At 36.9% G+C, this 25752-nt stretch carries 30 protein-coding genes; 21 read left to right on the top strand and 9 right to left on the bottom strand.

What is annotated here, in order from left to right:
• The first annotated feature begins 10 nt into the window (after positions 1–10).
• From G4D63_RS04590 to G4D63_RS04575, 4 genes are read left to right on the top strand one after another with little or no spacing between them, the layout of a single operon-like run.
• Complete coding sequence (locus G4D63_RS04590; RefSeq protein ID WP_163178112.1) at positions 11–841, top strand: CpaE/TadZ family protein; 831 nt, start codon at positions 11–13, stop codon at positions 839–841.
• Positions 838–2277, top strand: coding sequence for a TadA family conjugal transfer-associated ATPase (locus tag G4D63_RS04585; RefSeq protein ID WP_163178110.1), 1440 nt, complete (start codon positions 838–840; stop codon positions 2275–2277). Before G4D63_RS04590 ends, G4D63_RS04585 begins: the two co-directional genes overlap by 4 nt.
• On the top strand, positions 2277–3239 hold the full coding sequence (locus tag G4D63_RS04580; protein ID WP_163178108.1) for a type II secretion system F family protein: 963 nt from the start codon (positions 2277–2279) through the stop codon (positions 3237–3239). Before G4D63_RS04585 ends, G4D63_RS04580 begins: the two co-directional genes overlap by 1 nt.
• A gap of 2 nt (positions 3240–3241) precedes the next feature.
• Entirely contained in the window at positions 3242–4165 is a 924-nt protein-coding gene (locus G4D63_RS04575) for a type II secretion system F family protein (RefSeq protein WP_163178106.1), read from the top strand.
• Between the two features lie 136 nt (positions 4166–4301).
• Here the strand turns inward: G4D63_RS04575 and G4D63_RS04570 are convergent, their stop codons facing one another.
• On the bottom strand, positions 4302–4787 hold the full coding sequence (locus tag G4D63_RS04570; RefSeq protein ID WP_163178105.1) for an RrF2 family transcriptional regulator: 486 nt from the start codon (positions 4785–4787) through the stop codon (positions 4302–4304).
• Positions 4788–4928: 141 nt separating this feature from the next.
• Here G4D63_RS04570 and G4D63_RS04565 point away from each other — a divergent pair, with 141 nt between their 5' ends.
• On the top strand, positions 4929–5300 hold the full coding sequence (locus G4D63_RS04565) for a hypothetical protein (protein WP_163178103.1): 372 nt from the start codon (positions 4929–4931) through the stop codon (positions 5298–5300).
• A gap of 157 nt (positions 5301–5457) precedes the next feature.
• On the opposite strand, the gene G4D63_RS04560 is transcribed toward G4D63_RS04565, so the two are convergent.
• Complete coding sequence (locus G4D63_RS04560; protein ID WP_163178101.1) at positions 5458–6327, bottom strand: hypothetical protein; 870 nt, start codon at positions 6325–6327, stop codon at positions 5458–5460.
• Positions 6328–6354: 27 nt separating this feature from the next.
• The gene (locus tag G4D63_RS04555) at positions 6355–6918 is read right to left on the bottom strand and encodes a hypothetical protein (protein WP_163178099.1); all 564 of its coding nucleotides are present in this window, start codon (positions 6916–6918) and stop codon (positions 6355–6357) included.
• Between the two features lie 303 nt (positions 6919–7221).
• Between G4D63_RS04555 and G4D63_RS04550 the strand changes: the two genes are divergently transcribed.
• Positions 7222–7782 (top strand): DUF7010 family protein, encoded by a 561-nt coding sequence (locus G4D63_RS04550; RefSeq protein WP_163178097.1) that lies wholly within the window; start codon positions 7222–7224, stop codon positions 7780–7782.
• Positions 7783–7853: 71 nt separating this feature from the next.
• Complete coding sequence (locus tag G4D63_RS04545; RefSeq protein ID WP_163178095.1) at positions 7854–8405, top strand: hypothetical protein; 552 nt, start codon at positions 7854–7856, stop codon at positions 8403–8405.
• Positions 8406–8536: 131 nt separating this feature from the next.
• On the opposite strand, the gene G4D63_RS04540 is transcribed toward G4D63_RS04545, so the two are convergent.
• A complete protein-coding gene (locus G4D63_RS04540) occupies positions 8537–9127 on the bottom strand; it encodes an MSMEG_1061 family FMN-dependent PPOX-type flavoprotein (RefSeq protein ID WP_163178093.1) in 591 nt (196 codons plus the stop codon).
• A 174-nt stretch (positions 9128–9301) separates the two neighbouring features.
• Entirely contained in the window at positions 9302–10324 is a 1023-nt protein-coding gene (locus G4D63_RS04535; RefSeq protein ID WP_163178091.1) for a DUF3231 family protein, read from the bottom strand.
• 323 nt (positions 10325–10647) lie between these two features.
• On the opposite strand from G4D63_RS04535, the gene G4D63_RS04530 reads away from it, so the two are divergent.
• The gene (locus tag G4D63_RS04530; protein WP_163178089.1) at positions 10648–11355 is read left to right on the top strand and encodes a DNA alkylation repair protein; all 708 of its coding nucleotides are present in this window, start codon (positions 10648–10650) and stop codon (positions 11353–11355) included.
• Positions 11356–11544: 189 nt separating this feature from the next.
• Positions 11545–12123, top strand: a complete 579-nt coding sequence (locus G4D63_RS04525) for a CBO0543 family protein (RefSeq protein ID WP_163178088.1) — start codon at positions 11545–11547, stop codon at positions 12121–12123.
• Between the two features lie 316 nt (positions 12124–12439).
• Here G4D63_RS04525 and G4D63_RS04520 read toward each other — a convergent pair whose 3' ends face one another.
• Entirely contained in the window at positions 12440–12667 is a 228-nt protein-coding gene (locus tag G4D63_RS04520; protein WP_163178421.1) for a DUF3953 domain-containing protein, read from the bottom strand.
• A 43-nt stretch (positions 12668–12710) separates the two neighbouring features.
• Entirely contained in the window at positions 12711–12887 is a 177-nt protein-coding gene (locus G4D63_RS04515) for a hypothetical protein (RefSeq protein WP_163178086.1), read from the bottom strand.
• 196 nt (positions 12888–13083) lie between these two features.
• Here G4D63_RS04515 and G4D63_RS04510 point away from each other — a divergent pair, with 196 nt between their 5' ends.
• A complete protein-coding gene (locus G4D63_RS04510; RefSeq protein ID WP_163178084.1) occupies positions 13084–14403 on the top strand; it encodes a Na+/H+ antiporter family protein in 1320 nt (439 codons plus the stop codon).
• Positions 14404–14651: 248 nt separating this feature from the next.
• On the opposite strand, the gene G4D63_RS04505 is transcribed toward G4D63_RS04510, so the two are convergent.
• Positions 14652–15659 (bottom strand): DUF3231 family protein, encoded by a 1008-nt coding sequence (locus tag G4D63_RS04505; protein ID WP_163178082.1) that lies wholly within the window; start codon positions 15657–15659, stop codon positions 14652–14654.
• 333 nt (positions 15660–15992) lie between these two features.
• Here G4D63_RS04505 and sigY point away from each other — a divergent pair, with 333 nt between their 5' ends.
• The 11 genes from sigY to G4D63_RS04445 all read left to right on the top strand — a co-directional run bounded on the left by sigY (position 15993) and on the right by G4D63_RS04445 (position 24219).
• Complete coding sequence (sigY, locus tag G4D63_RS04500; protein ID WP_163178080.1) at positions 15993–16517, top strand: RNA polymerase sigma factor SigY; 525 nt, start codon at positions 15993–15995, stop codon at positions 16515–16517.
• Positions 16510–16854 (top strand): DUF5345 family protein, encoded by a 345-nt coding sequence (locus G4D63_RS04495; protein WP_163178078.1) that lies wholly within the window; start codon positions 16510–16512, stop codon positions 16852–16854. Before sigY ends, G4D63_RS04495 begins: the two co-directional genes overlap by 8 nt.
• A 485-nt stretch (positions 16855–17339) precedes the next feature.
• Complete coding sequence (locus G4D63_RS04485) at positions 17340–17543, top strand: PLD nuclease N-terminal domain-containing protein (protein ID WP_204559012.1); 204 nt, start codon at positions 17340–17342, stop codon at positions 17541–17543.
• Entirely contained in the window at positions 17543–18448 is a 906-nt protein-coding gene (locus tag G4D63_RS04480) for an ABC transporter ATP-binding protein (protein ID WP_163178074.1), read from the top strand. The genes G4D63_RS04485 and G4D63_RS04480 overlap by 1 nt, the downstream gene beginning before the upstream one ends.
• Positions 18445–19227 carry an ABC transporter permease gene (locus G4D63_RS04475; RefSeq protein ID WP_163178072.1) on the top strand — a complete coding sequence of 261 codons (783 nt, stop codon included), beginning with the start codon at positions 18445–18447 and terminating at the stop codon, positions 19225–19227. Before G4D63_RS04480 ends, G4D63_RS04475 begins: the two co-directional genes overlap by 4 nt.
• A 166-nt stretch (positions 19228–19393) precedes the next feature.
• Positions 19394–20128, top strand: a complete 735-nt coding sequence (locus tag G4D63_RS04470; RefSeq protein WP_163178070.1) for a CPBP family intramembrane glutamic endopeptidase — start codon at positions 19394–19396, stop codon at positions 20126–20128.
• A 59-nt stretch (positions 20129–20187) separates the two neighbouring features.
• The gene (locus G4D63_RS04465) at positions 20188–20637 is read left to right on the top strand and encodes a hypothetical protein (protein WP_163178068.1); all 450 of its coding nucleotides are present in this window, start codon (positions 20188–20190) and stop codon (positions 20635–20637) included.
• Between the two features lie 251 nt (positions 20638–20888).
• A complete protein-coding gene (locus G4D63_RS04460) occupies positions 20889–21458 on the top strand; it encodes an RNA polymerase sigma factor (protein WP_205603760.1) in 570 nt (189 codons plus the stop codon).
• Positions 21439–22257 carry a hypothetical protein gene (locus tag G4D63_RS04455; RefSeq protein ID WP_163178066.1) on the top strand — a complete coding sequence of 273 codons (819 nt, stop codon included), beginning with the start codon at positions 21439–21441 and terminating at the stop codon, positions 22255–22257. The genes G4D63_RS04460 and G4D63_RS04455 overlap by 20 nt, the downstream gene beginning before the upstream one ends.
• Positions 22241–23110: an ABC transporter ATP-binding protein gene (locus G4D63_RS04450; protein WP_163178064.1), complete on the top strand. Its 870-nt coding sequence runs from the start codon at positions 22241–22243 to the stop codon at positions 23108–23110. The genes G4D63_RS04455 and G4D63_RS04450 overlap by 17 nt, the downstream gene beginning before the upstream one ends.
• Positions 23110–24219, top strand: a complete 1110-nt coding sequence (locus G4D63_RS04445) for a hypothetical protein (protein ID WP_163178062.1) — start codon at positions 23110–23112, stop codon at positions 24217–24219. Before G4D63_RS04450 ends, G4D63_RS04445 begins: the two co-directional genes overlap by 1 nt.
• A gap of 213 nt (positions 24220–24432) precedes the next feature.
• Here the strand turns inward: G4D63_RS04445 and G4D63_RS04440 are convergent, their stop codons facing one another.
• The gene (locus G4D63_RS04440) at positions 24433–25656 is read right to left on the bottom strand and encodes a cytochrome P450 (RefSeq protein ID WP_163178060.1); all 1224 of its coding nucleotides are present in this window, start codon (positions 25654–25656) and stop codon (positions 24433–24435) included.
• Between the last annotated feature and the right edge of the window lie 96 nt (positions 25657–25752).

Raw genomic sequence — 25752 nt, 5'->3', positions numbered from 1 at the left:
GGTGAAACAGATGAGTGAAGAAAAAAACCAAAAACGTGGTGAGTTTATAGCAGTCTGCAGTGCAAAGGGTGGAGTAGGTAGAACGCTTTTGACTGTTAATCTAGCTGTTGCTCTTTGTAAAAAGAATATCCGAATCAGTATTCTAGATGGTGATTTTCAATTTGGAGATGTAAGTCTTGCGATGGATTTACAATCTACGTTTACGATCAAGGATGTCATACAAGAGATTACTAGATTAGACGAGTATACGCTCGCGAGTTACCTTAGTCATCACGAGAGTGGAGTAAAGGTTCTGTCAGCCCCTGATCAACCAGAATATGCTGATTTAATTACAGAGGAAACACTAGAAAAGATTATCCCTCTTATGCTCACTCAAAATGAATATACGATTGCCGACACAGGAGTGGGGCTAAACGAAAAGACCCTTCTATTATTAGAAAAGGCAGACCAAATCTTACTTGTTAGTAATCTAGAAATGGCAACTCTAAAAAATACAAAGGCTATGTTAGAAACATTAGAAAAGCTTGAATTACGAGACAAAGTTCGTTTAGTTGTGAATCGAGCCACTATGGAGAGTGTCATTCAAGCAGCCGATGTCCCAGACATACTTGGAGAAGAGGAGCCGATCTTTATTCCAAATGATTTTCAAATCTCTTCTCAGTCCTTAAACATCGGTATTCCCTTTGTCATGAATCAAGGAAAAACCGAGCTCGCAAAATCGGTCTTTAAAATGGCAGAGCAAATCTCATCTCGCCGTGAAATTACGATGATTAAAAAGAAAGCACCATCCTTTATTTCAAGAATGTTTACTAAAAATCGTCTGAAGGAGGAGACTGAATGAGTCTATTAAAAAAGCTTGAAGAAAAGAATAAACATCTAGTGGACTCTTCCGGTGAAGACGTCATTGTTGAGAGTGAAGGGACTATAGCCCCTAAAAAGGATATCATTTCATCACTACGTGAATCTAGACGAACAGAACAGGTGAGCACTAATCCTCAAAAACCAAAACAACAACCCGTTAATAAGCACCAAGAATTAAAAAGCATACTTCATAAACAAATCTTGTCTGAAATGAAAGATGACAACGTAGACGAAATTATTCCAAAGCTCGATGCGATGGCAATTGAGATTATGAAGGAAGATGAGTCGTTTCGAGGGAAAATTGATCGCAAGAAAGTAGTAGATGAACTGATCAATGATTTAACAGGCTTTGGTCCAATCAATCCATTGCTAATGGACGAAGATGTAACAGAGGTTATGGTCAATGGTCCTAACCATGTATATGTGGAACGAAAAGGTAAGTTAGAGTTAACAGGCGTTGTCTTCCGTGACAATGAGCATGTAATGAATGTCATTGAAAAGATTGTTTCTCCGATTGGTCGTAGAATTGATGAGAGCAGTCCGATGGTAGATGCAAGATTACCTGATGGCTCTCGTGTGAATGCCATTATTCCGCCACTGGCTTTAAACGGACCCACGATTACGATTCGTAAGTTCGCTAAGGATCCTTTTACCATAGAAGATTTAATTCGGTTTGGTACCGTGACAAGAGAAATGGCCATTTTCTTAGAGGCTTGTGTAAAAGCTAACTTAAATATTTTTGTAAGTGGTGGGACAGGTTCAGGTAAAACAACCACATTAAACGTACTGTCAAACTTTATTCCGCATGATCAACGGATTGTAACCATTGAAGATGCGGCTGAATTACAGCTTGGTCAGGATCATGTCATTTCGCTAGAATCACGACCACCTAATATCGAAGGAAAAGGCGCCATTCTAATTCGTGACCTTGTTCGAAATTCACTTCGTATGCGACCAGACCGGATTGTTATTGGTGAGGTTCGTGGAGGGGAAGCGCTGGATATGCTTCAAGCTATGAACACTGGACATGATGGCTCACTTGCAACCGGTCACTCTAACAGTCCAAGAGACATGATTGCGAGACTTGAAACAATGGTCTTACTTGCAGGTGTTGATTTACCGGTCCGCGCAATTCGAGAACAAATAGCAGGTGCGGTGGATGTGATCATCCAGCAATCACGATTAAAAGACGGGACTAGAAGGATTGTTAATATCACAGAAGTACAAGGTTTAGAAGGAGATGTAATTGTCCTTCAGGATATTTTTACGTATCGACAGGATGGTGTGAATCAGGAAGGGAAAATCATTGGAAAACTGATTCCAACTGGAGTCCGTCCTAAATTTTATGAACTCCTTGAAACATCTGGTATTCATATCCCAGCTAGTGTATTTATTGAAAATGAGGAGTGGAATTGATGAAATGGATGCTTCTTGCCCTAATACTATTTTCTTCCTTCCTATTATTTACCGCCATTCTTCAATTGATTTTCTTATCAAATAGTAGATTAGATAAACGAATGAAACACTATTTATCTGTACAAGAAAAGAAGATGTTAGACCGCAATAAGTTTAACCTGATTGTTCAAATGCAAATTACCAAACAAAAGATTCGAACCCAGGTACTTACGAAGGACAAGAACAACCGATTAGAAGTGTTAATTAGTCGAGCAGGTTTAGAATTAAAACCAGAGGAATATGTTTTATTTCAATGGATTCTAACTGCATTTCTTGCAGGACTATCCTTTCTGATTTTTGGAAATGTCTTTTTTGCCCTTCTAGGTGGGATTACTGGGTTCGTTTTACCAAAATGGTATTTAAATAAGAAGCAAAAGGAACGGTTACGTGCTTTCAACGAAAGCTTGCCAGATATGATTACCACCATCATTGGTTCACTACGAGCTGGCTTCAGTTTTCCACAGGCATTAAAAACAGTGGTGGAAGAAGCGAACAGTCCGATCAAGGAAGAAATGGAAACGGTACTCCGTGAAATGCAGTATGGCAGCAACATTGAAGAGTCATTACAAGGATTAAAGGATCGAATGCCATCAGATGATTTAGATCTAATGATTCAAGCCATATTGATTCAACGACAAGTAGGTGGAAACCTAGCAACTGTTTTAGACAAGATTGTTGAAACAATTAGGGACCGCACGAAGATTCAACGACAAATTGTTACTCTAACAGCACAAGGTCGACTCTCAGGAATTGTAATTGGGTTATTACCGGTTATATTAGGATGTGTACTCTACTTGATTGAGCCAGATTATATTGGCACACTTTTTACAAATGTAATTGGAATCATCATGCTCTCAGCAGGTGTGATTTCAAGTGCAATAGGATTTGTATTTATACGAAAATTAACGACGATTGAGGTGTAATCATGGTATTTTTCACCTTTTTCTTAACCATTACCTTCTTTATTTATTTTATTTTTATTTTTCAAAAAGAGCGAAGAGATGTAGTGAAACGGAGACTAGCCATCTTTTCTGATCGACCTGACTTACAGGAAGTTGAAGAACAAAAGCAGACTGAGGAACGTGTAGGTATCATAAAAAGAATCTTTCAACATTTTTTGAAAGAGTTTAAGCGAAGCTTTAAACAAAAGGTTCCAGGTGAAAAGGAAGCAAAGATTGAAAGGAAGTTATTGCAAGCGGGTAATCCTTTTGGAATGACCCCAATAGAGTTTAGATTATTACAAATCTCTCTTTTTATTCTGTTTCCGGTTTTGTTTACGGGATATGGAATGTTGTTGAACTTTCATACAGGTGGCATCATTCTTTTACTCTTACTATCGTTCGCTGTAGCCTCCTATGTTCCGCATTTTTATTTGAAACAGAAGATGAAACAGCGATTTAAACAGGCGGTCCGAGAATTACCAGATGTTCTAGATTTGCTAACGGTTAGTTTAGAAGCGGGCCTTGGATTTGACTCTGCTTTAAGTAAGCTCGTTTCAAAAAAGGAAGGGGTTCTGGCTGACGAGTTTCACCGTTGTCTAGAGGAAATTCGTCTTGGTAAAACGAGAAGAGAAGCGCTCTCTGGCGTAAAAGATCGTTTAGATGTAGATGAAATTAAAGTATTAATCAGCAGTATCATCCAAGCTGAAAAGCTAGGCATTGGGATGGTACAAGTATTACGAATTCAATCTGCTGAGGTACGTGATCAACGAAAATCGAGGGCTGAAGAAGAGGCTATGAAAGCTCCCATTAAGATGCTGTTTCCACTTGTTCTATTCATTTTCCCTAGTATCTTTATCGTATTATTGGGACCAGCTATACTTCAATTTATTGAAACATTTCAACAGTAATTCTTTTGTTAGTAAAAAAGGCGTGTGAACTGGGAATAGTTTTAACACGCCTTTTTTTATTGTGTATCAAGATTGCGGGATTGCTTAGCCGATTTATTATGGGATGACTTAGATTTGAAGGAAATACTTATAATAACTAATTATTTTTCATATGCTCACGAAGGGTCTCTATACGTTCTTCAATTTCTCCTAGCTCCATTTTCTCATATACCGCATTTACCATATCAATAATTTTCACATTTTTTAAATGAGCAAACATAGCCTCTTCCGCATCAAGCATTGTGCGATGGACATCACATATACCGGGCATTGGTTCGTAACCTATCATAAATGCTCTTACATTAGAACATTGAAACATATCACCTCCGCCATTTATGGCAATAAATACATCATAGAAGCTAATATCCTCAGGTGCTTTTGCAAGTTTTACCCCTCCCTTAGTACCAATACTTGATCGGACAATTCCTGACTTTGTCAGAAGCGTAAACACCTTCGCCAGATAAGTTGGTGTTACTCCCATGAAGCGCGCCAATTTTTTTACAGAAACATTAATGTCTGATGGAAATAGAGCAAGATTTATCACACTATGGATTGCATATTCAACACTTAGCGAACTTTTCATAATATCCTCCCAAATTCCTTTTATCTATTTTATCAGCGTTATTTAAATACGACAATTGTTATCTAAATTATCATTGACATTTTATGGTAAATGAATACAATTAAGATAGTAGTTATCTTAATTAAAACTGGAGGTACTGATATGTTTACACTTTTCCACATTTGTCGTGTAGTACTAGGTATCATTTTTTTAATGGGAGCAATAAACGGATTTTTCTTTTTCTTCGGCTTTGATACCTTCTTACCTGAAAGTCCAAAGGCAATAGCTTTACTAGGAGATGGATATTTATTGGTGATGGTAAAGTCAGTTGAGTTACTTGGAGCAATCTTGCTTATAGCTAATCGTTATGTTGTGTTTGCGACTTTAATCTTGTTACCTATTACAGTTAATATCTTAGCGTTCCACTTATTTGTTGACCCGAACCTCATTGTTGGGATAATTGTATTGATACTCTTTCATCTTTATTTGTTATTTGTAAACAGAAAGTACTATGCGAATTTATTAACTAAATAAAATTGTATGTAAAACTTAAGTTAGTAATCATTTGCTTATAATAATTGAATGTCGTGATTGCAAGTACCAGTTAAACTTTTTCATACGTTCATTCTTAGACTAATAAGGGTAAAAAAGGCGGTCCTTTGTTATGAAGGACCGCAAGTAGTATAGATATTTAATTTCTATTCCCATTCCTAATTCCAAATGAAAAGGAAAGAATTTGCTGCATGTCGGTTGTGACGCTTACTTTTACTACTTGTTCATGAATATGCGATGGCAACGTAAATGTATTACCTGTTACATCAACCTGAACAACTTCGTTTCCATCTAAATAGTATGCGTTCATCGTGTAGCTTTCTTCATCTTCTACAGTCACAACAACTTCCACATCACCCGAAACTGCCAGTTCCTCGATACCGATAGGATCGATGGGTAAAAGATATGGCTCTGTATCTTTCCCACAGCCCTCACGATCATCACTAGACCAGCAGGAACTTGGTTTGATCGTTATTTTCTCTTCATTCACAGTTAAATGAACGTTAGGAGTCTCTTTAGCTTTTATGAGATTGTAGTCAATCGCGTCCTCGGTTCTATTCAATAGATCCGGCACACTAAAGAGAAGAAGTAAGGAAAATGGTACGAATAGAAGGTATCTAAACTTAATGCTTGTTTCTTTATACATGATCAAATAATCGACAGTAAAAAAGATAAGTGCTACTAAAACAGTTAAAGAGATGAAGCCAATCCCACCGAACAGTCCAATTTGAACAGCAGGGATGATATGAATGAGAAAGCTTAGTAACACCTTAAAACGTTTTGCCTTTCCTGCAACATAAGCAGCCAATAATTGTACAGGAATTGCGGTTAAAATAATAACCGGTGTAGCATAGACAGCAAAGACCATAAAAAGAAATTGGACGTTTGTAAAAAAAGAACCCTCTTCTCCGTTCAGTACAAATGTCTCAATCAGTACATTAACGATCGGTAAAGCAAGTAACGAGAGTAGAAGGGACACTGTCCAAACCTTTATCCTCTTTTTCCACATACAGATCCCTCCTGATTAATTAATGATTTAATCGTTCTCTTTAACTCCACCAGTAAGAAGATTATACGAAACCTTTTTCTTGAAAATGAGTTCCTCTCCCACATATACTTTACAATTCAAACTGATGAGTCCACCCAATTTAACCTTTACTACTTGAGAATGATTGTTTACTGTTATCGCACCCGTTAACGTTTGAGAGGGAGTGACCCAGGTAACCCAACCCTTTCTTTTTTTCTCTGACACGAGTTCCCCGTTTATAAACAATTGTTCATGATTATATCGATTAACAATTTGGATCTCGTGATCTTTATACGTTAGATTCCACGTTTTATCAAAATCCATCTTTGCAGTTTCAATCATTTCATTCCAAGTTTCAGGATCTTTCTTTTCCGAGTTCATTACGTCGAGGTCTACTTCTTCGGAGTTTCCTTTTTTCTTAAACAAACTAGTAATATACTCAACTACGAAAATAAGAACGAACAGACCCAGTAACATCACAAAGAAATTATCAAACACAGTACCTTCAGTAATTCCGCCATAAAAATATCCGATGATGATAAATAGGACTAAGTAAGATATAAATTTAATCAAAGTCGTTTCTCCTCACAAAGTAAAATAATCTTTAAATCAATTTACGTTTATTATACCATCTAATAATTTCCTTTTATTACATGTTTTTTAATAGTATATAATTACTTTGAGATAGTTAAAATTCAAATAATATTAGAGTTAATGTTGATCTACATTTTGTTTCTTACATCGAAAAAAGATATTTCCAAATAACAGATTGAGTAAAAAACAAAATCTCATCTTTCTAAAATACAATGGAGTATATAGGTATATATTGGTATATTAGTTTTATAATGGAATTTTAAGGAAAGAGGGTTATGCAAAGTGAAAACTCTAGAACACTTACAATCTGATCTTATTGTAGAGGCAAAAAAAGGTTTCCCTATCTTATTAGCGGGTTCAATTGTGTTTTTTATATTTACCATATTATCGTTTTTGTTACCAATGAAGGTGGTTCATTTAGTTTGGATTTTTGGATTAGGGGCTATCTTTCCATTGGGTTTATTGCTTAGTAAGCCATTTGGTGTCAGTCTAGTAACCTCTAAAAATCCGATTGCTACTCTAGGAGGAATCGTTGCTGCTCCGCAGGCCTTTTTTATTCCTGTTTTTATTATGGTGTATCAGCACATTCCTGAATATCTGCCATTCACCATTGGTCTTCTAGGAGGATCGCACTTTCTACCTTACATGTGGATTTACCGAAGTAAGGCTTACTTATTTGTTACGTTAGGAGTTTGTCTATCCTCTTTACTATTGGGTACGGTGATGGTAGAACAGGCGTTTACAGTTGTCCCAATCGCTATTTCCCTTGTTTATCTAATTGGAGTCCTTCTAATCTTTAAGGAATTAAAAACAGAGAAAGTTGAATCTGTATTTAAAGCCTAGTTTGGGGTGGTTCTGGTGAGGAAGAGGGAAAGGGATATCGATACGGCAAAAAGATAGATGGAGGTGATCTGTTGACGAGGAATAGAATACTGCTTGTCACAGCCATACTAAGTTTGATTATGTTCTATATTGTAAAGGTCATAGCTGTGGATGATTCACAAGCTATACATAAAGCATTTCGTTCTATACAACTCTCCAATGCATCTATTGTTCATATTGAATATCTGGAAGATCGAATGGCCATAGCCTTTTATGAATCCTCATTTGCTGAACAACAATATTTTGGATCGGCTATTTTTAAAGAAAACATTTTCACTGGATGGAGATTATTGAGTAGTGGCGGTGGACAGCTACTACCGGATCATAAGCTAGATTGGGGCTTCTCAAATATGAGCGGTTATTCATCTGTCTATACTGATTTGATCAATGGGAAAGTTCTTGACCCCCATATAAATAAGGTAAAGGTTATCACCGAAACAGGTAATGAGTATGAAGCAAAAGTGGTCGATTACCATACTGGAGCAAAACTTTGGTTTTTACTTTCTAAAGGGGAAGACTTAGTAGGTTCAACCATTATAGGGTTGAATGACGAAGGAGAAACTATTGAGGAGTTTGTTCAATAAATATTGTCAGAGTTCATTGAAGTTATTAGGAGTACCTTGAGGAATACAAGGTAATAAAGGATACGTAGAATTACAGTAACAGGAGTAGTCGAAGTGACTACTCCTGTTTTGATTTTTTTAGATAAAAAAGGTTATCTCTTTACTTCAATCCCATTAATTTTCAAGTGATCAAAAAATATCTCAAGCATCGCAGGTAAAGTGTCTTTGGATTGCCATGTATCAGGCTTCCACACGCTCGACTTATTCAAAGCACGTGAACAGTGAATAAAGCATTCTTCTACATCCACACCAATTCCAAGTAGGGGACTTTTTCCTTTTAAAGACATCTTGCTTAAAATTTCTTCATCTTTAATAATCGTTGCTTTCCCGTTAATTCGCAGCACTTCATCTAATCCTGGAATGAGGAAAACAAGTCCAATGTGAGGGTTGGACATCATATTTAAAATGGAATCGAGTCGTCTGTTTCCGGGACGATCAGGAATGACGAATTGATGGTCATTGAGTATCAAGATTTCACTCGGTGAATCTCCACGTGGAGACACATCACATTTACCATCAGCATTAGAGGTAGAAAGAAACAGAAGAGGAGACATAGCGATGAATTTCTTACAATGCTCATCTAAACGAGAAATGGTCTTTTTAACAACGTGCTCGTGAGGAATACCAGCTATTTCTCTGAGAGCATCCTCTGACGTAATCGCCATAGAAGAAAAATTAATCATGAATCTACCTACTTTCGAGCTTAATCTACCTACTATTATATAGTAGTGGAATAAGCTCGGCTATTGTAGAGGCTAGTTGATGAATGGAGGGTATTGTTATATGCTAAAATAATTAAAAAATCCAGCACATTGTGTTGGATTTTTTCTATACTGTTTTTGATTGGAGAGCCTATATTAGTGACGAGCTTGGTTTTTTTGAGAAAGCTGATTGTGGTCAATAGCCATAGGCTGCTCTTCTAAATATCCTAATTCAATATCTAACTGAAGTAATTCGTGAGTGTATAGTGATGTTTGAACGATGAGTTTCTCATAAAAAGCAAATAGATCTCTTCTTGTACTAATTGATAGAGTTTTTCCGTAGTAGACTAATGCTGAACGATTGATATAAATCATTGTTTCTAAAATTAACTTATCTGAAAATGGTGCAACTGTTGATTGAGTAACTGCAAAGCCTGAAGGGGTATTTGACTCTAAGTCATCATTCTTTAAAATTAATGTGAAATCATCTAATACTTTTTTTGAAAAGGCTTTCCCTTCTTTCATTTTTGTACGAACCTTATCTGATTTAACAGATTGTTCAAAGCCCATTAGTAGGGTTCTGCCTAAAATATTTCTATGTATATTTTGTGTTAGTTCATGAACTTGCGTCGCATGAATCGGTCTCTTTTCTCCAAACCAACCTGCTAAGTAGTTTTGTTTTTGAACAAAATCAATGGTATCTGGATAAGGAATTTGTGGAGATCTTACATAAATGCCTTTTGTTAACAAAGTATCGACCGTTTGATTAAGCAACTTAGAATAATTGGACAAACATCCATTTGTAAACATCCTAATGTCCTGACGTGCAGAAGATATTACACTATCTGTATAGAACTGCATTCCAGCTGCACTCAAGGAATATAATAAAAAGATAGCTGTTGTGTCTGAAAATAGTTTAGGAGCTTTTTTGTTTACATCATCTTCAGTAAATCCAACAGGTAAAGGGAACTCTTCTTTTAGGTAAATATCACTATACTTTTGAATATGTTCTTCAATAACAGAGATTGTGTCTGTTAAACTTTTTTTGATATCTTCATCTTCTGCGACTAATTCAAAATGTGTTAATATTCTTAATGTCATCGTTTCACTTCTAAAACCGTTCCATAGTAACCCAATTTCTCCAGATGTAAGAGGAATATAGTTATTTGAAGTTTGCATTATAAGCACATCCTTACATACCTAATAGATTTTTATATTATCATTTCCTTTTCAACTTAAATTATGTTTAAGATAGGTATATGAGTAAGACTAAATCAGAATAGGATTGTAATTTTTCTTTAGGATGACACAACCTACCATCTGATGAAACGGATTGTAAAGCATGTTTAGCAACGATAGATCGAGGTTAATTAGTATTCGTTTTTCTACAATACTTATGATGTAGTAGTGAGTGGAATAATAAGTTCTCACTATGAAGAATGGATGACTTGATTAATAATTCTAATACAATAAATATCAATGCAAAAAGGAAGTGAAACCCAATGGATTTCGAAACGGTAATGCAAGAACTAGAAGCCCTCGGTAAGGAACGCTCGAAGAAAATGTACATATCCAATGGAGCTCACGAGCCAGTGTTTGGTGTGGCTACAGGTGCGATGAAGCCAATTGCTAAGAAAATAAAAATAAATCAACCTTTAGCTGAGGTGCTATATGCCACAGGTAACTATGATGCGATGTATTTTGCTGGAATCATAGCGGATCCAAAAGCTATGACAGAGACGGATTTTGAACGGTGGATGGATGGCGCATATTTCTATATGCTATCCGATTATGTGGTCGCAGTTACCCTATCAGAATCACCTCTAGCACAAGATATCGCTGACAAATGGATTGCTAGTGGGGATGAACTGAAAATGTCAGCAGGCTATAGCTGCTACTGCTGGCTACTAGGAAATCGCAAAGACCATGAATTTTCCGAAAGTAAGATTTCCGATATGCTGGATCATGTGAAGAAGACCATTCATGAATCGCCAGAACGAACGAAATCTGCGATGAATAATTTTGTGTACACAGTGGGGGTTTCATACTTACCAATGCATGAAAAAGCAGTGAAGACTGCAGAGGAAATAGGAATAGTAGAAGTGAAACGGGACGAGAAAAAGAGCAGTCTCTTAAATGCGTACGAAAGTATTCAAAAAGAAGTGGACCGAAATAGACTAGGCTTTAAACGTAAATATGTTAGATGTTAATAAGAGCCTTGTATTTTAGCTAATGTTAACTATGTTGATAGTAATAAATAGAAAAGCTGGATTTTTAAGGAACAAGCTTATTTTGTAAGCTAATAAATGTCTAATTTAAATACACCTTGTTTTATAAAGAATAAAAACTCCCATTTGGGCCATTATAAGGTATAGTTTCTTCTTTGGGAGGGTGCATATGTGGATACATTTACACCACACTTCGTCATTTTATCAGTAAATAGTAGATGGGAAGAAATTATTCAGTTAAAGCTTAAACTAAGAGACCTATCATTAGAGCATTGGATGGATGAAACGGTATTTTCTTTTAACTGGTGGTTACTATTATTTTCTTCAATTATTTTTTTCATTATATGGATTAAAGTGTTGGACAAGAAAAGAATTATTGAAATTTCTGCTTTTGGTCTTTTAGTTGGAACGATCACCTTTCTATTAGATATCATCGGTGTCTCCTTAGTTTTTTGGTCGTATCCAGATCAGCTGATCCCCTTAGTGAATTCAATATTTGAAATACATAATATCCATCTACCTATTATTTATATGATTATTTATCAATATTTTAAAACTTGGAAATCCTTCCTGATTGCCTTAACTGTTAGTTCTTCTATTTTTGCCTTTGTATTAGAACCCTTAACGGTGTGGTTAGGAATATACGAAGTTTATCGATGGAAATACTTATTTTCCTTCCCTATTTATATTTTAGGTGGAATCCTAATTAGATGGGCAATAATTAAAGTGAAGGAAATTGAAAAACGCTAAAAAGTACCCTGTGTAAGGGGTACTTTTTGGGTGTTGGTTTATAGCTTAAATTTATTTTTAGGCTTAGACCAAAAATATGAGCTAAGCCCCATTACTATTCCTCCAACTACTGCAAGTGACGTGCCAATTATAACCCAGTATGTAGTCAGTAATGTGGATATATATACCCCCGTCATAAATATAGAATTACCAATCAACATTAAAAAAATCACTTTTCTCATTTATTGCCTTACCTCAGTTCTAATCGTGTACTTCCTTCATTTAGAAACGTACATTAAGCCCTCAATTTACACATCTGTTTACTAATAAACCCCACTTAATAACTAAAGAAAAACCCTTGTATGGATGCAAACCCTAACAATAAAGCAACTGCACCAAATAGCCAAGCATACATGCTTCGTTTCTTTTGATACTCCTCAATCCCCATAACTAGCAAGGTTAGCCCAAAGAATAACAGCATAAATGGAGTGTATTCAAAATTCTGGGAAAATAACCCGTTAACAACAAATAATAATGTTATGACTGCAAAAATCCTGCGTACCATTTTTAACAACTAACTCACTTCCTTGTTTTAGAAATCAGAGTCCTTATTCACAAGAGACCGTCCAATTGATTGCTAAAAAGCTCTGATCAACGTCTGGTGTCATATTGTTTTCAATACATGCGTTTTTCGCAGAATGTAATGAATGATAATTTAAAGCAATTGCCAATGAGAAAAAGGTAATAAGTAAAGATGATACATAGATCTTCTTTTTCTTTTTCATGTAAGGTTCACTCCTTTACCATATATCATAAATTTTACCATAAAAAACCATGTGTAGTGTTGTGATATTTTAACCCAACATTTATTGACACTATGAATCTACCATGTTATTATTTTTAATGTTTTTAATACGTTAACATATTAGTGATTTACCAAACTAAAGCATTTTAGCGTAATACAACATAGGAGGATTCATCATGAATGCAGTCGTTATTGCAGTAATCGTCATGCTCGTATTGAGTTTGGCTCGTTTAAATGTAGTCGTTTCATTAATTATTGGAGCGTTACTAGGAGGAATTGTTGGAGGACTGAGTCTCAGTCAAACGATTGAAGTGTTTAGTGGGGGTTTAGGTAATAGTGCAGAAGTAGCGCTTAGTTATGCGTTACTAGGGAGCTTTGCCGTAGCAATTTCTAGAACAGGATTGCCCGAAGCATTAGTTAATGCAGCATTAAAGATAGTAGGAAAGAATGGCGAAACAAAGAGAAAGTCATTATCGAAAGTTGCGATTATTCTCATTCTATTAATTATGTCGGTTTTCTCTCAAAATGTGATTCCGATTCACATTGCGTTTATTCCAATTCTAGTTCCACCGTTATTGCTAGTCTTTAATCAATTACAACTAGATCGACGTTTGATCGCATCGGTTATTACGTTCGGTTTAATTACACCGTATATGTTGTTACCTACAGGGTTCGGCGCGATCTTCCATGATATTGTTCAAACAAACATGGGTGAAAGTGGACTCACCATAGCAAGAGAAGATATCCCGGTTGCCATGATCATTCCATCAATCGGTATGCTAGTAGGGTTGTTAATTGCCGTGTTCTTCTCTTATCGTAACAAAAGAGAGTATGATAACATCTCCATTACGGAAGAGACAAAGCAAGAATCATATACAGCAAGTGGCCTTATTTTTGCGGGGATTTCGATTGTTGCTTCATTAGTTGTGCAATTATCAACAGACTCTATGATCCTGGGAGCTTTAGCAGGGATTGTCATTGTCGCATTGAGTGGAAAAGTAAAATGGAAAGATACAGATACGGTTTTAACAAATGGGATGAGAATGATGTCCTTTATTGGTTTTGTCATGTTAGCAGCATCAGGGTTTGCTAATGTTATGAAAGAAACAGGTCATGTAGATCTATTAGTAGAGCAAGCTTCTAACCTGTTAAATGGAAACCAACAATTAGGTATTCTTATGATGTTATTAGTAGGATTGTTGGTAACAATGGGAATTGGATCATCATTCTCTACCATACCGATCATTGCCACCATTTTTGTTCCATTAAGTCTTGAGCTAGGTTTAAGTCCATTGGCGACCATTGCGATTATTGGAACAGCGGGAGCATTAGGAGACGCAGGTTCACCTGCCTCTGATAGTACTCTAGGACCAACTTCAGGATTAAATGCAGATGGACAGCACAACCACATTTGGGATACATGTGTACCAACGTTCCTTCACTACAATATCCTGTTAATTGTATTCGGTTGGCTTGCAGCAGCTGTAGTTTTATAAAGCAATAGAGATCCGATAAGGGTTCCTTGTCGGTGAAATGATATAAAATTGAATAATAGATTCTAGTTAGAAGGCCAAATCGCATATGATTTGGCCTTTTATTTTTCCTTTCTAAAGGTAAAGCGGGGGTAACGGATGTATCTGCACATTAGGAGTAAGCCGAAAATATGCAAAGAAAGAGTAAAGACTTGCTATTTTCGGCTTCTTGATTTTAAATAAACCCACTCGAAAGAACAATCTAAAATAGATTATTGTTTAATTAATTTACTTCGATCACTTGATAAAGGAGGTTCTTCAAGCCAAGCATTTTTAATCATTAAGTCCACTAAAATACCACCTATTCTTAAATCATCAGCAATTGCCAAGGCGAACTTCGGAGCTAAATCTTTTCTGGGAGATGATGCCCAACCAGTCCCATAATACGTCATCGCCGTTGAGAATAGAAAAGCCACATGGAAGATCATCAGTTTATCTGAAAATGGACTATTTGTAGAATTAGAAATTCCTTCTTCAAACGTTGGGGGGGGAGGTAAACTTCCTGTATTTAATATCTCATTAAACATGCTAATATGTTTATCTTTAACTTCCGTTGCTTTTATTAGAACATCTTTAACATTTTTAGTAGGGCTAACTTGGCTGAAAGCTACTGTAATAGATTTAGCAAGTATGCTTTTTTTTAGATTGAAATAAAGAGTAGAAATTTCAATACATGATAATGGTCTCTTTTCACTAAACCATCCTGCTGCTAGAAATCTTTTATCATCTACAAAGTCTGTTTTCTCAGGTGGTGTAATGACAGGTGGTCGAAAATATAGTCCTTTTTCTTGTAGTAATTTTTTAGTTTGTTTACATAACTCAACTGCAGAATTCAGGCATTGCGTATAATACTCAAGAACATCGCTTCGGGAAGAGTTCGTAATAGCACTACTATAACCTTCACAGCCGTGAATACTCATAATGTTTATATAGTGTAAACAAAAAACATCAGAAAAAAGACGAGGCTTATTGGATTCTATATCTTGATCGGTAAAACCGATAGGTACTGGATAACCTTCATCCATAAAGAATTCTTTTATCTTTTGTAGCTGTTTAGAAATAAGAGACATTGAAAAGTCAAATACATCTTTGATATCCTGATCTTCTATGTACTCCATCATGTGTTTATTAATGCAAATAGCTGCTGTGTCATTTTGATATTGTGTCCAGAGTACAGCAACCTCTGCAGATGTAAGTCTAGGATTATGTTTGGTAACCAACAAAGACACCTCATCGTTTTTTTCTTAATATGTCTATAAGTGGTATTTATATACTTCGAAAATATGTATCTCTATTCACTCATCGTTTTTCCTTACTTATAAATGACATATGGGGATTTTAAAAATTAACTTAAAACAGAACGCTTAGAGATCCAACCCGGCTATCCATAATGGATTGGGTCTTTCTACTATTCATTTTAAAGAAAAATGGAGAAACATTTTAAAAGACAGTCTGGTAAAATAAAATTGCCTAAAACTCTTTTTTATTACAAAATGAACGTTTCTTACTAGTTACACGTATTACATATAAACCTGAATAATGGAGTAGAAGCCATGGAAGAAAAGGATCTAATTCGAAAGGCTCAAAAGGGAGATTCGTTAGCGCTTTCGACGCTGTTACAGCAAAATTATTCTTTCCTTGTAAAATATTTAATGAAAGTCACCCTTCATCCACAGCTGGCAGAAGATCTAGCACAAGAGACGATGATGAAGTGTATTGAAAAAATCCAATTGTATAATGGAAAGTCTATGTTTTCCTCATGGCTTATGACGATTGCAACGAACTTGTACATCGATCAGCAGCGGCGAAAGAAGCGAGAGAAAAATTATCATGACCAAGAGCAAGCCCTTCGAAAAATGAAATGGCAAGCTGGTGTGATGAATGAAGAATGGTCTGATGTCGTAGATGCACTTGCTTCATTACAAGTAGATATTAGAATGCCAATCGTGTTAAAGCATTATTATGGGTACTCATACGAGGAAATTGGTAAAATGATGGGAATTGCAGAAGGAACGGTAAAATCTCGAGTGTCAAATGGTCTAAAGAACCTACGAAGGGAGTTGACTGAGCGTGAATAAGAATCATCCTAATCATAGAGAATCCATCTTAGATCAAGAAGATGAACAAACAGTTAAGGTATTAAAAGATGGTTTAGATAAAATAGATCAATATAATCCGGTTATTACTCCTAACATACAGTGGTTTCAAGAGCAGGTTGAGTTGGAGAAAACACGGATTCGCAAGAAGCAATGGAAAGACCTACTCGTTTTTATTTCGGTAGCTTTGCTGCTGTTAGTAATTGTGATTGCAGTTGTGTATCGTCAGCCAGTTCTATTTCTCTACTTCCAACTGATCGGCATTATCTTACTGCCTTTAGCCTTTAATAAGAAAAGAAAGAAGGTCAGTAGTGAATGAACACCAATGAATTAAGTAGCATACCGTTATCTTTATGGATTGTAGTTGCACTGATTTTGTTGTGTCAGGGCTCATGGATGTTTTGGGATGCACGAAAGAGAGGACATAATGCCTGGCTATGGGGGTTTTTGGGCCTCATTCAATTTCCGACGTACCTAATCATCTATCTTATTTTTGCAAGAAAAATATTTAGACGTAAATCTCAGGATGAATTTTCCTGAGATTTTTTTATTATTTGATAACTTAGGGTAGTGCATTAGAATCTGGCTTCAGCGCCCAACCCCTCGGAGGAAAAAGGAAAGAGCTTTTTCTTAGGTCAAATAACCCTACATCAAGAAAAGGGAAAGAGCACCCTTTTATTGATGTAGGAACATTTGCTATGCCTGAGGCTAACCGGGGCGCTTGCGCCTTTTTTTCTTTTCAAGTGAACGATTTCATGAACGTAATCGTATTACGTGTAAATAAACAATTTGGGGGAGAAAAAAATGAACGAAATGATAAACGAAATACCTTGGGGAGCGATTGCACCGATTCTTGTGATTCAGTTACTACTTATGATTACAGCATTAATTTCTTGTATTAGAGAGGAAAAAACGAACGGTCCGAAATGGGTATGGATTCCTGTTATTATCTTGTTTAGTTTAATTGGTCCGGTGCTTTACTTCGTGGTTGGAAGGAGAAACGATTAATGGCGCTATTACAAGCTACGGATTTAGCCAAACGTTTTGGAAACACGAATGCTGTAAAAGGAATTAGTTTTACGATTGAGGAAGGTAAATGTGTTTCATTACTTGGACCCAATGGAGCAGGCAAAACCTCCACGTTAAAAATGCTGTCTGGATTGTTGAAGCCGACATCAGGAACTATTCTTTTTCAAGGGAAACAGAATGCTGACTTACGCCCGTTTATTGGATATTTACCACAATATCCGGCCTTCTATAATTGGATGAGCGGCAAGGAATTTCTAGTCCTCGTGGGCGTGCTCGCAAAGTTAGGCCGCAAAGAAGCTGAAAAGAGAAGCGAAGAATTGTTGGAACGTGTAGGGTTAGGTGAAGCGAAGAAAAGAAGAATTGGCGGTTATTCAGGTGGAATGAAGCAACGCCTTGGATTGGCTCAAGCACTAATCCACCGTCCAAAGCTACTCATTTTAGATGAGCCTGTATCTGCACTCGATCCACTAGGAAGACGAGAAGTGTTAGACATGATGAGGGAAATGAAACAAGAGACGACGATTCTCTTCTCCACGCATGTTCTTCACGATGCACAGGAAATTAGTGATGATCTGTTGATTATGCATGATGGAAAAATTGCCGTCTCAGGTGATATGAACCAAGTCATTCGTCAACATCAACAGCCAATTATAAAAGTTGAATTCGAATCTAGTGCTGACAATTGGCTACAAACCATTAAAAGCTACCATTTTGTATCTGAAGTAACGATTCAAGGATATGAGGCTAGCATCGTACTAACCGATATGGACATGGGTAAACAAACTCTATTAAAAGAAATTGCCGAGCATGGGCTTCCCATCCGAAAGTTTGAGATTGCCCAAACATCATTAGAGGACTTATTTATGAAGGTGGTGAAAGCATGACACACTTAGCTGTTCTGTACCGAAAAGAAATGACTGAAATGATACGTAATTATAAATTATTGTGGATTCCACTTGTCTTTATTTTGCTAGGCATCATGCAGCCAGTGAGTGCTTATTATCTGCCGCAAATTTTAGAAACCTTTGGTGGCCTACCAGAAGGAGCAAAGATTGAAATACCAACTCCAACCGGACCTCAAGTGTTAATGGAAGTTCTATCAAACTATGGGATGATTGGTGTACTCATTCTTGTTTTAAGTGGGATGGGAATTGTGTCTGGTGAAAGACAGAGTGGAGTAGCCGGAATGGTAATGATGAAGCCTGTTCCGTATTCCTCGTATATTTTATCAAAATGGGCAGGCTTTCTAACGATAACATTATTTTCTCTGTTAATCGGCTACGCAGCATCCTGGTATTATACTAATTTACTCATTGAACATGTCGCCTTCACACCTGTATTTCAAAGTATAGCGGTTTATAGCTTGTGGTTAGTGTTTGTAGTGACATTGACGATCTTTTTCAGCACATTAATGAAAGGAACTGGTAGTGTCGCTTTTGTAACTATTTTGGTGGTTGTCATCCTTTCAACAGTCACATCACTTATTACGAAATATACGAAGTGGAGTCCAGCTACGATGACAGAGCATGCAGGAACTCTCTTACAAGCAGGAGAGCTCCAATCTAGTTTCTTGCTCGCAGTAGTAACTACACTAGCCATCATCGTCGGCATTCTTGTCCTAACCATTCAGGTTTTTAAACATAAAGAGTTATTAGAACAATAAATCAGTGCTCCTCATCCCTTTGGTGTGAGGAGTTTTTATTGTGAGGAACTTTATAAATAAAAAGGCTATAATCTGAATGTGCATGGTATAATCCTATTGGTTATTATTAACAATTTTGTTTTGAAAAGGGTCTTTCATACTCTTACAATCTACAGGGGGAAAATGTATGGAAATTTGGTATTATCTTATCATTGTATTTCTATTAACCTATGAACCTATTTATGGGTACTTTGATTATCAACATTTTAAGCACAGAGTTCGTCTTAATCCAGAAGAACGTGTCCGATATTATAAAAAGGTCATGATCGGGCTTTGGGCACCAACTATTTTGATTCTAAGCTTGGTGCTAGTTGGACCGTTGACGTTTGAAGATATTGGTGTAAAAGGTGTTCAGTTACATACTGAAACCTTGGGACCATGGGTGACATATATAACGTTGGGGTTAGTGGGTGCCTATATTCTCGGTCTTTCGTATTATTTGATTGCTGCAAAAGTAAGTCCGAAGATGAAAGCTCAAATTATTAAAATGAAGCAGCAGGAATTAGTGAAGAGCCAGTTTTCAGATATTATGCCTGTCAGTAAACAGGATAAACAGGTATGGACCTATGTGTCCTGGACAGCGGGGATTACAGAAGAAATCATTTATCGAGGATTTTTAATTTTCGCCTTGATTCAGCTGTTTCCAGACATGTCGGTTTGGATGATCCTACTTCTTTCCTCATTATTATTTGGACTTGCTCATACCTATCAAGGCTTATCAAATGTCATCAAAACAGGGCTAATGGGTATGTTCTTTGCGCTGTTATACATCTCATTAGACTCATTGTTTCCAGTGATCCTCCTTCATGCTTTAATGGATTATGTTGCAAAGATTGGTGATGAAGAAGTTACAGTGGAATAGAACAGTGCTAAGGTAAGAAACCAGCCTATTAATAGAAAGTGACAAACAAGGAGAAATACATGAAAAGACTTTTGAAGGGTAGTTTTTTATTCATTATATTAGCTTTAGTTGCTTGTGAACCGGAACTAGATATTTTTAGCAATGGAACGATGCCCGTTTTAGAGTCAGCCGAAATTCACCCTTATATACAAACTGTGACATTGGAGCTCGAAAAAAATCATGAACTATATCCTGTTAATGTTAAAATTATTGCTACTGAGGAGGCAACAAACTTATCTATTAAAAAAATCTTTTCAATCATGTCTAGTACAATCAAGACCTTTCAGGATAATAGGCAGCCTGATTGTGGAATACCAGATTGTGATTTGAATGACTTAGTAGTGGTTAGCGGTAGTACTATATATACGATGAATATGGATTTATTCTTTGAGGAGGGGGAACTCTTACTTTATATAAATGGTGAGGGGCCATTTTCTAAAAAAGATGTAGAAAATATGAAATCGAAATAACATACTATGAGAGATAAAAATTAATATAATTCAGCTATGTGTACCAGGTATCGTTTATGGACAAAGTCCTACTAGATACCTGGTACTTTTTTCTATTTACAAAAATTTAAATCCTTTTTTAATCTATTTCGTCTTATTAGGGTGAAATGAACATTGTTATATTACCCTAGTGTTAATAGAAAGCTATCTGTATGATGGCAATTAAAGAGTTGGTAAAATTTATATAGTTAATTTCCAATGGGAGTGAGGTGATGGAAGTGGTTGATGATCAACAATTAACTGAAGAAATCAAAAGTGGAAGCGAAGCAGCGATGGAGGTTTTAACTAGAAAATATTATAAGCCTATTTATGCATTTGTGTATCGAAAAGTAGGGAACAAAGACACAGCATATGACCTTACACAAGAGATATTTATTAAGGTCATCCAACGCATTCCATCCTATTCCCAAAAAGGTACATTCAAAAGTTGGCTTTATACCATCGCGGTGAATCATTGTCGAGATTATTGGAGAAGTGCTCCCTATCAAAGCAGCTTAAAGCAATCCGAGTTACCTCAATCCTTAGAAAGTAAGGAGAGAAGTGTTTCGTATATTTTTGAGCGCAAGGAAACAAGAGAGCAGGTCAGAGGGGCCATCCAAAGCCTACCGGACTATCAGAAGGAAGCACTTATTCTTAAATATTATCAGGATATGAAGATAAAGGAAATTGCAGAAGTAACGAACAGTAGTATACCGACAGTGAAATCAAGATTGAAACAAGGACTTGGTAAATTAGCGAATCTTTTAAGGGGGGGTGAGGAAAATGGACAAGCGAAGAAATGATGGACGTGAATGGGAACGAGATGAAGATTTGGATAATGATCTTAAAGAGCTCATGGATAACTTGGAATTCAAGCTTGATGACTATGATGTGGAGTATCCAAGTGAATCGGAAATGATGATGACCATTGAATCATTAAGACCCTATATGCCTGCAAAAGTGAATAGATGGGAAGTATTTGCGGCTCGTTCTACTTCCATTACGAAACATGCCTTAACAGAAGTGTATTATATGAGTCCGTTCTTTTGGATCGCTAACGTATTGTTCATGATGATTGCTATTTCTGCAGTGATTTTAACAAAGGTAAACCCTGCCACGGTCATCTTTCTGCTTGCTCCAATTCCAACTTTAACCGGATTGATAGAAGTGATTAAAAGTCGAAACGCTGGCATGGCTGAGTTGGAAATGTCTTTCAAATTCAATTTGCAGGAAGTGATCTTGTCAAGGATGGTTGCCATCGGTGCCTTTAATCTATTGATTAACAACATGTTGACTTTAATTATTTCTCAATGGAATCATTATGACATTCTGGCTTGGGAATTAATGCTATATTGGGTTACTCCGTTTACCGTGATTACCTCAATTGCCTTGGCCCTGGTGACTCGTTTCAGGCAGATGTATACCGTTACGATTGGAATTGTAATCTGGATGACAATGGGAAGTCTGTTTAGCCACGTATTTATCGTAGACAGAGTCCCAACCCTTTTTTATATCGTGGTAACGGTCCTTGCTACAGGTACAATTGTGATTCAAATGAGAAATATGTTTAAAAGGGGGATGTCGTATGAATTTAACCATTGATGCTGTATCTAAAAGGTTTGGAAATAAACTTGCACTAGATGAAGTGACGTTAGAGCTGACCACAGGCGTATACGGTATTCTCGGCTCAAACGGATCAGGTAAAACAACGTTAATGCGTATTCTTGCTAGCGTGATGAAGCCAAGTTCAGGAGCAGTCTATTTAGACGGAAAAGATATCGTGAAAATGGATCATCAGTACCGGGAGTTAATTGGCTATCTGCCACAGCATGTTGGGCTTTATGAAAATTTTACGGCAGAGAAGCTTTTACAATATATTGCTGCATTAAAAGGGTTAAGCAAAGAGAAGACAAACGAAAAGGTAGAGGAAGTTTTAACCTTGGTAGGACTTTTCGAAGAGCGGAAAAAGAAGGTGGGGAAATTTTCTGGAGGGATGAAGCGACGAGTTGGCATCGCGCAAGCCTTGCTTAATGATCCAAAAATTCTTATTGTTGATGAGCCAACAGCGGGACTGGATCCAAAGGAAAGAATTCGTTTTCGAAATTTGTTATCTACTATATCAAAGGACAGGATTGTATTACTCTCCACTCATATTGTTTCTGATATAGAGTTCATTGCAAAAGAAATATTAGTGTTAAAGCAAGGGAAAGTAATTTCGCAGGAAGCCCCACAAACACTGCTAAAAGGTATTGAAGACAAGGTTTGGTCTGTAATCGTCAACGAAGAAGAAATCCCTCACTACCAAGAACATTTTAAAGTTGGGAATATCAATCGTGTTGAAAATAGAGTTCAGTTGCGTATGTTAAGTGATACAAAACCCAATGAAGAAGCAAAGAAGGAAGTGCCAAATCTAGAGGACTTATATTTGTATTATTTTGATGAGGAGCAACTGTAATGGAATTACTTAAATTTGAGTTATATAAAATTTTTAAGCAAAAAAGTATTTGGATTACATTCATCTTCATGTTGGGAATGTCTTATTTATCGCTTGCCTACCCTTACTCCTCAGCAGTGGAAAAAGACATGTATCAAGACTGGGAAGGATCCATTACAGATGAAGATATTCAAGAGGCTAAGATAGAGTATGCTAGCCTAATCGAGAAGGAGAAGCAACAAGTTGACGATGAGAAGGATGCTTTAACAGACCAAGAGACGATGCAGCTCTGGATGTATCAAAAGCTTGTCCTATCAGAGGTAGTAATGGAGGGCAATGAACAAAGAATACAGGAATTACGTAAAGAAATCACAGCTGCGGCTGAAATGGAAATGGCCATGAGAGAAGAAATCTCTATGAATCAGTTTTCACATCAAACAGGACCAACACAAACCGTAGCCTTTGTGGAATTTGGCGCGTTCCTAGTGTTAGGAGTCATGTTAATCCTTGGACTCTCACCCATCTATTCTAAGGAATATAGTTCGAAAATGGACCACTATTTATTTAGCTCAAAAAAAGGACGAAAGCCATTAGCTAAAGCAAAAATAGTTGCAGCACTCATTTATACATGTTTAGTCGTGTTGAGTTGGGAAGCGTTTAACCTGGTCCTTAATTTCATTCTTCACGGAAACGAAGGATGGGGAATGCCGATTCAATTCTACACACTCTATCTAAACCCAGCATATGCAGAGTCACCGTACGCGTTCACCATGCTAGAATATCACTTCATTCAGTTGGGTATTCACCTTCTAGCAGGATGCTCATTCGCTCTATTAATTGTGTGGATCTCATCCCTATGTCATAACGCACTAATCACTTTCTTTATCAGTGCTTCTATCTATATAGCACCAGAACTCTTAGGAATGGCAGAAAGCCTACAAACACTCTTAACATTCTCATACATCTCTACAGTAAGAGTGCAAATCCTATTCACCGACTTCAAAGCCATCGACCTATTCGGATATCCCGTCCTATACCCAATAGTCGCATGCCTAGTCATGATTATAGCAGGATTTCTATGTATCCTCGCTACCCTACACAACATCAAGAATAGAGAAATTGGGACATAGGGACAGGTACCTTGTCCCAATTTTTCAAAATACGCAAACCAAAAACGGTAAGAGTTTAGAAGACTAAACTCTTACCGTTTTTTCTATAGTCTAGTAATCTACTAACAAAATAACTCTTGTAGCGGCAATTATCATTTTAAAGAAATCGTCTAGCCTTACATCTAGAGATTCATTTGCCTGAATATGAATTCACACTACTCATATGATGGACCCTTAAACTCTAACTGGTAAGCTCTTCAAAGAACGCATCAATGGGGAAAGCGTCCATTCTAGATGGTCAGTCCCCAATTCCATATGTGGGAAACATTCTAGGAATGTCGCAATAGAAATTTCGCCTTCTTTACGGGCAAGAGGTGCTCCTAAACAAAAATGATGACCTTGACCGAATGCCAGATGTCGATTATCCTTCCGTGTAATATTAAATACATCAGGATTTTCAAATTGATTTTCATCTCTGTTAGCAGATGAAATCCATATGTTCACAAAGTCACCGCGGTGAAGTGTTTTTCCACGTAACGTTAATTCTTCTGCCACTTGACGTCCCATAACCTGAACTGGGGGTTCAAAGCGTAACACTTCTTCAATCGCATTTGGCATAAGCTCTGGTTGATTACGTAATAGCTCCTGCTGATTCGGATATTTGTTCAGCAAATAAATGGTATTAGCAATCAAATTCACAGTCGTCTCATGCCCCGCAACGAGTAGCAGAATGCACATATCTAGTAATTCATCCTCACTCAGTTTCCCGCCCTCGTCACGAGCTTGGATAAGGCCACTGATTAGATCCGTTTTCGGTTGTTTCGCCCTTTCCCGAATAATATCCCGAAAATAATCTCGGAATTCAATGGTTGCTTGATTTCCTTGAAAATATGCTTCCATCGATGGTTTATAATCGATCGTCTTAATAAAGGACTGTGACCAACTCTTAATTTTGTCACGGTCTTCATGAGGAACACCGAGCATTTCAGCTATAACGATAACCGGTAACGGAAATGCGAAAGCCGAAACCACATCAAACTCAGATCCTACTTTAATATCCGATAATAGATCAACCGCAATCTCTTTTATTCTAGGATTCAGTTGTTCAACAATACGAGGGGTAAATGCTTGGGTAACGAGCCTACGCAAGCGGGTATGGTCAGGTGGGTCTCGAAATAGCATTTGATTGCGCTGAGATGAGACTAGAGCCTCCATGCCAGAAGGTATAGGCGGGGGAGGTGCATCCGGAAAAACATTCTTCAACTCTTTGACAAACCTAGAGTCCTTTAGAACAAACACGGCATCATCATATCTAGTCAATGTCCAACGAGTAAGTTCACGTCCTGATAGTACTTTTTCCGGACTTCCGTGAACAGGTTCTTGTTCGCGATACTTCTTCAATACCTCATAACGATCTTCTTGAAATTCAGCTGATAGTGGATTAAATGGTCCTATCATTGTAACTCTCCCATTATGGTTAATTTTTTTGTTCTCTATTAGTTTATCACCGGAATAGTAGAAACACTTTAAGAATATTTAGAAGTGTTAAATTTT

Source organism: Bacillus mesophilus (genome assembly GCF_011008845.1).
Lineage (GTDB): Bacteria > Bacillota > Bacilli > Bacillales > SA4 > Bacillus_BS > Bacillus_BS mesophilus.
This window is presented reverse-complemented; position numbering and strand designations above follow the sequence as displayed.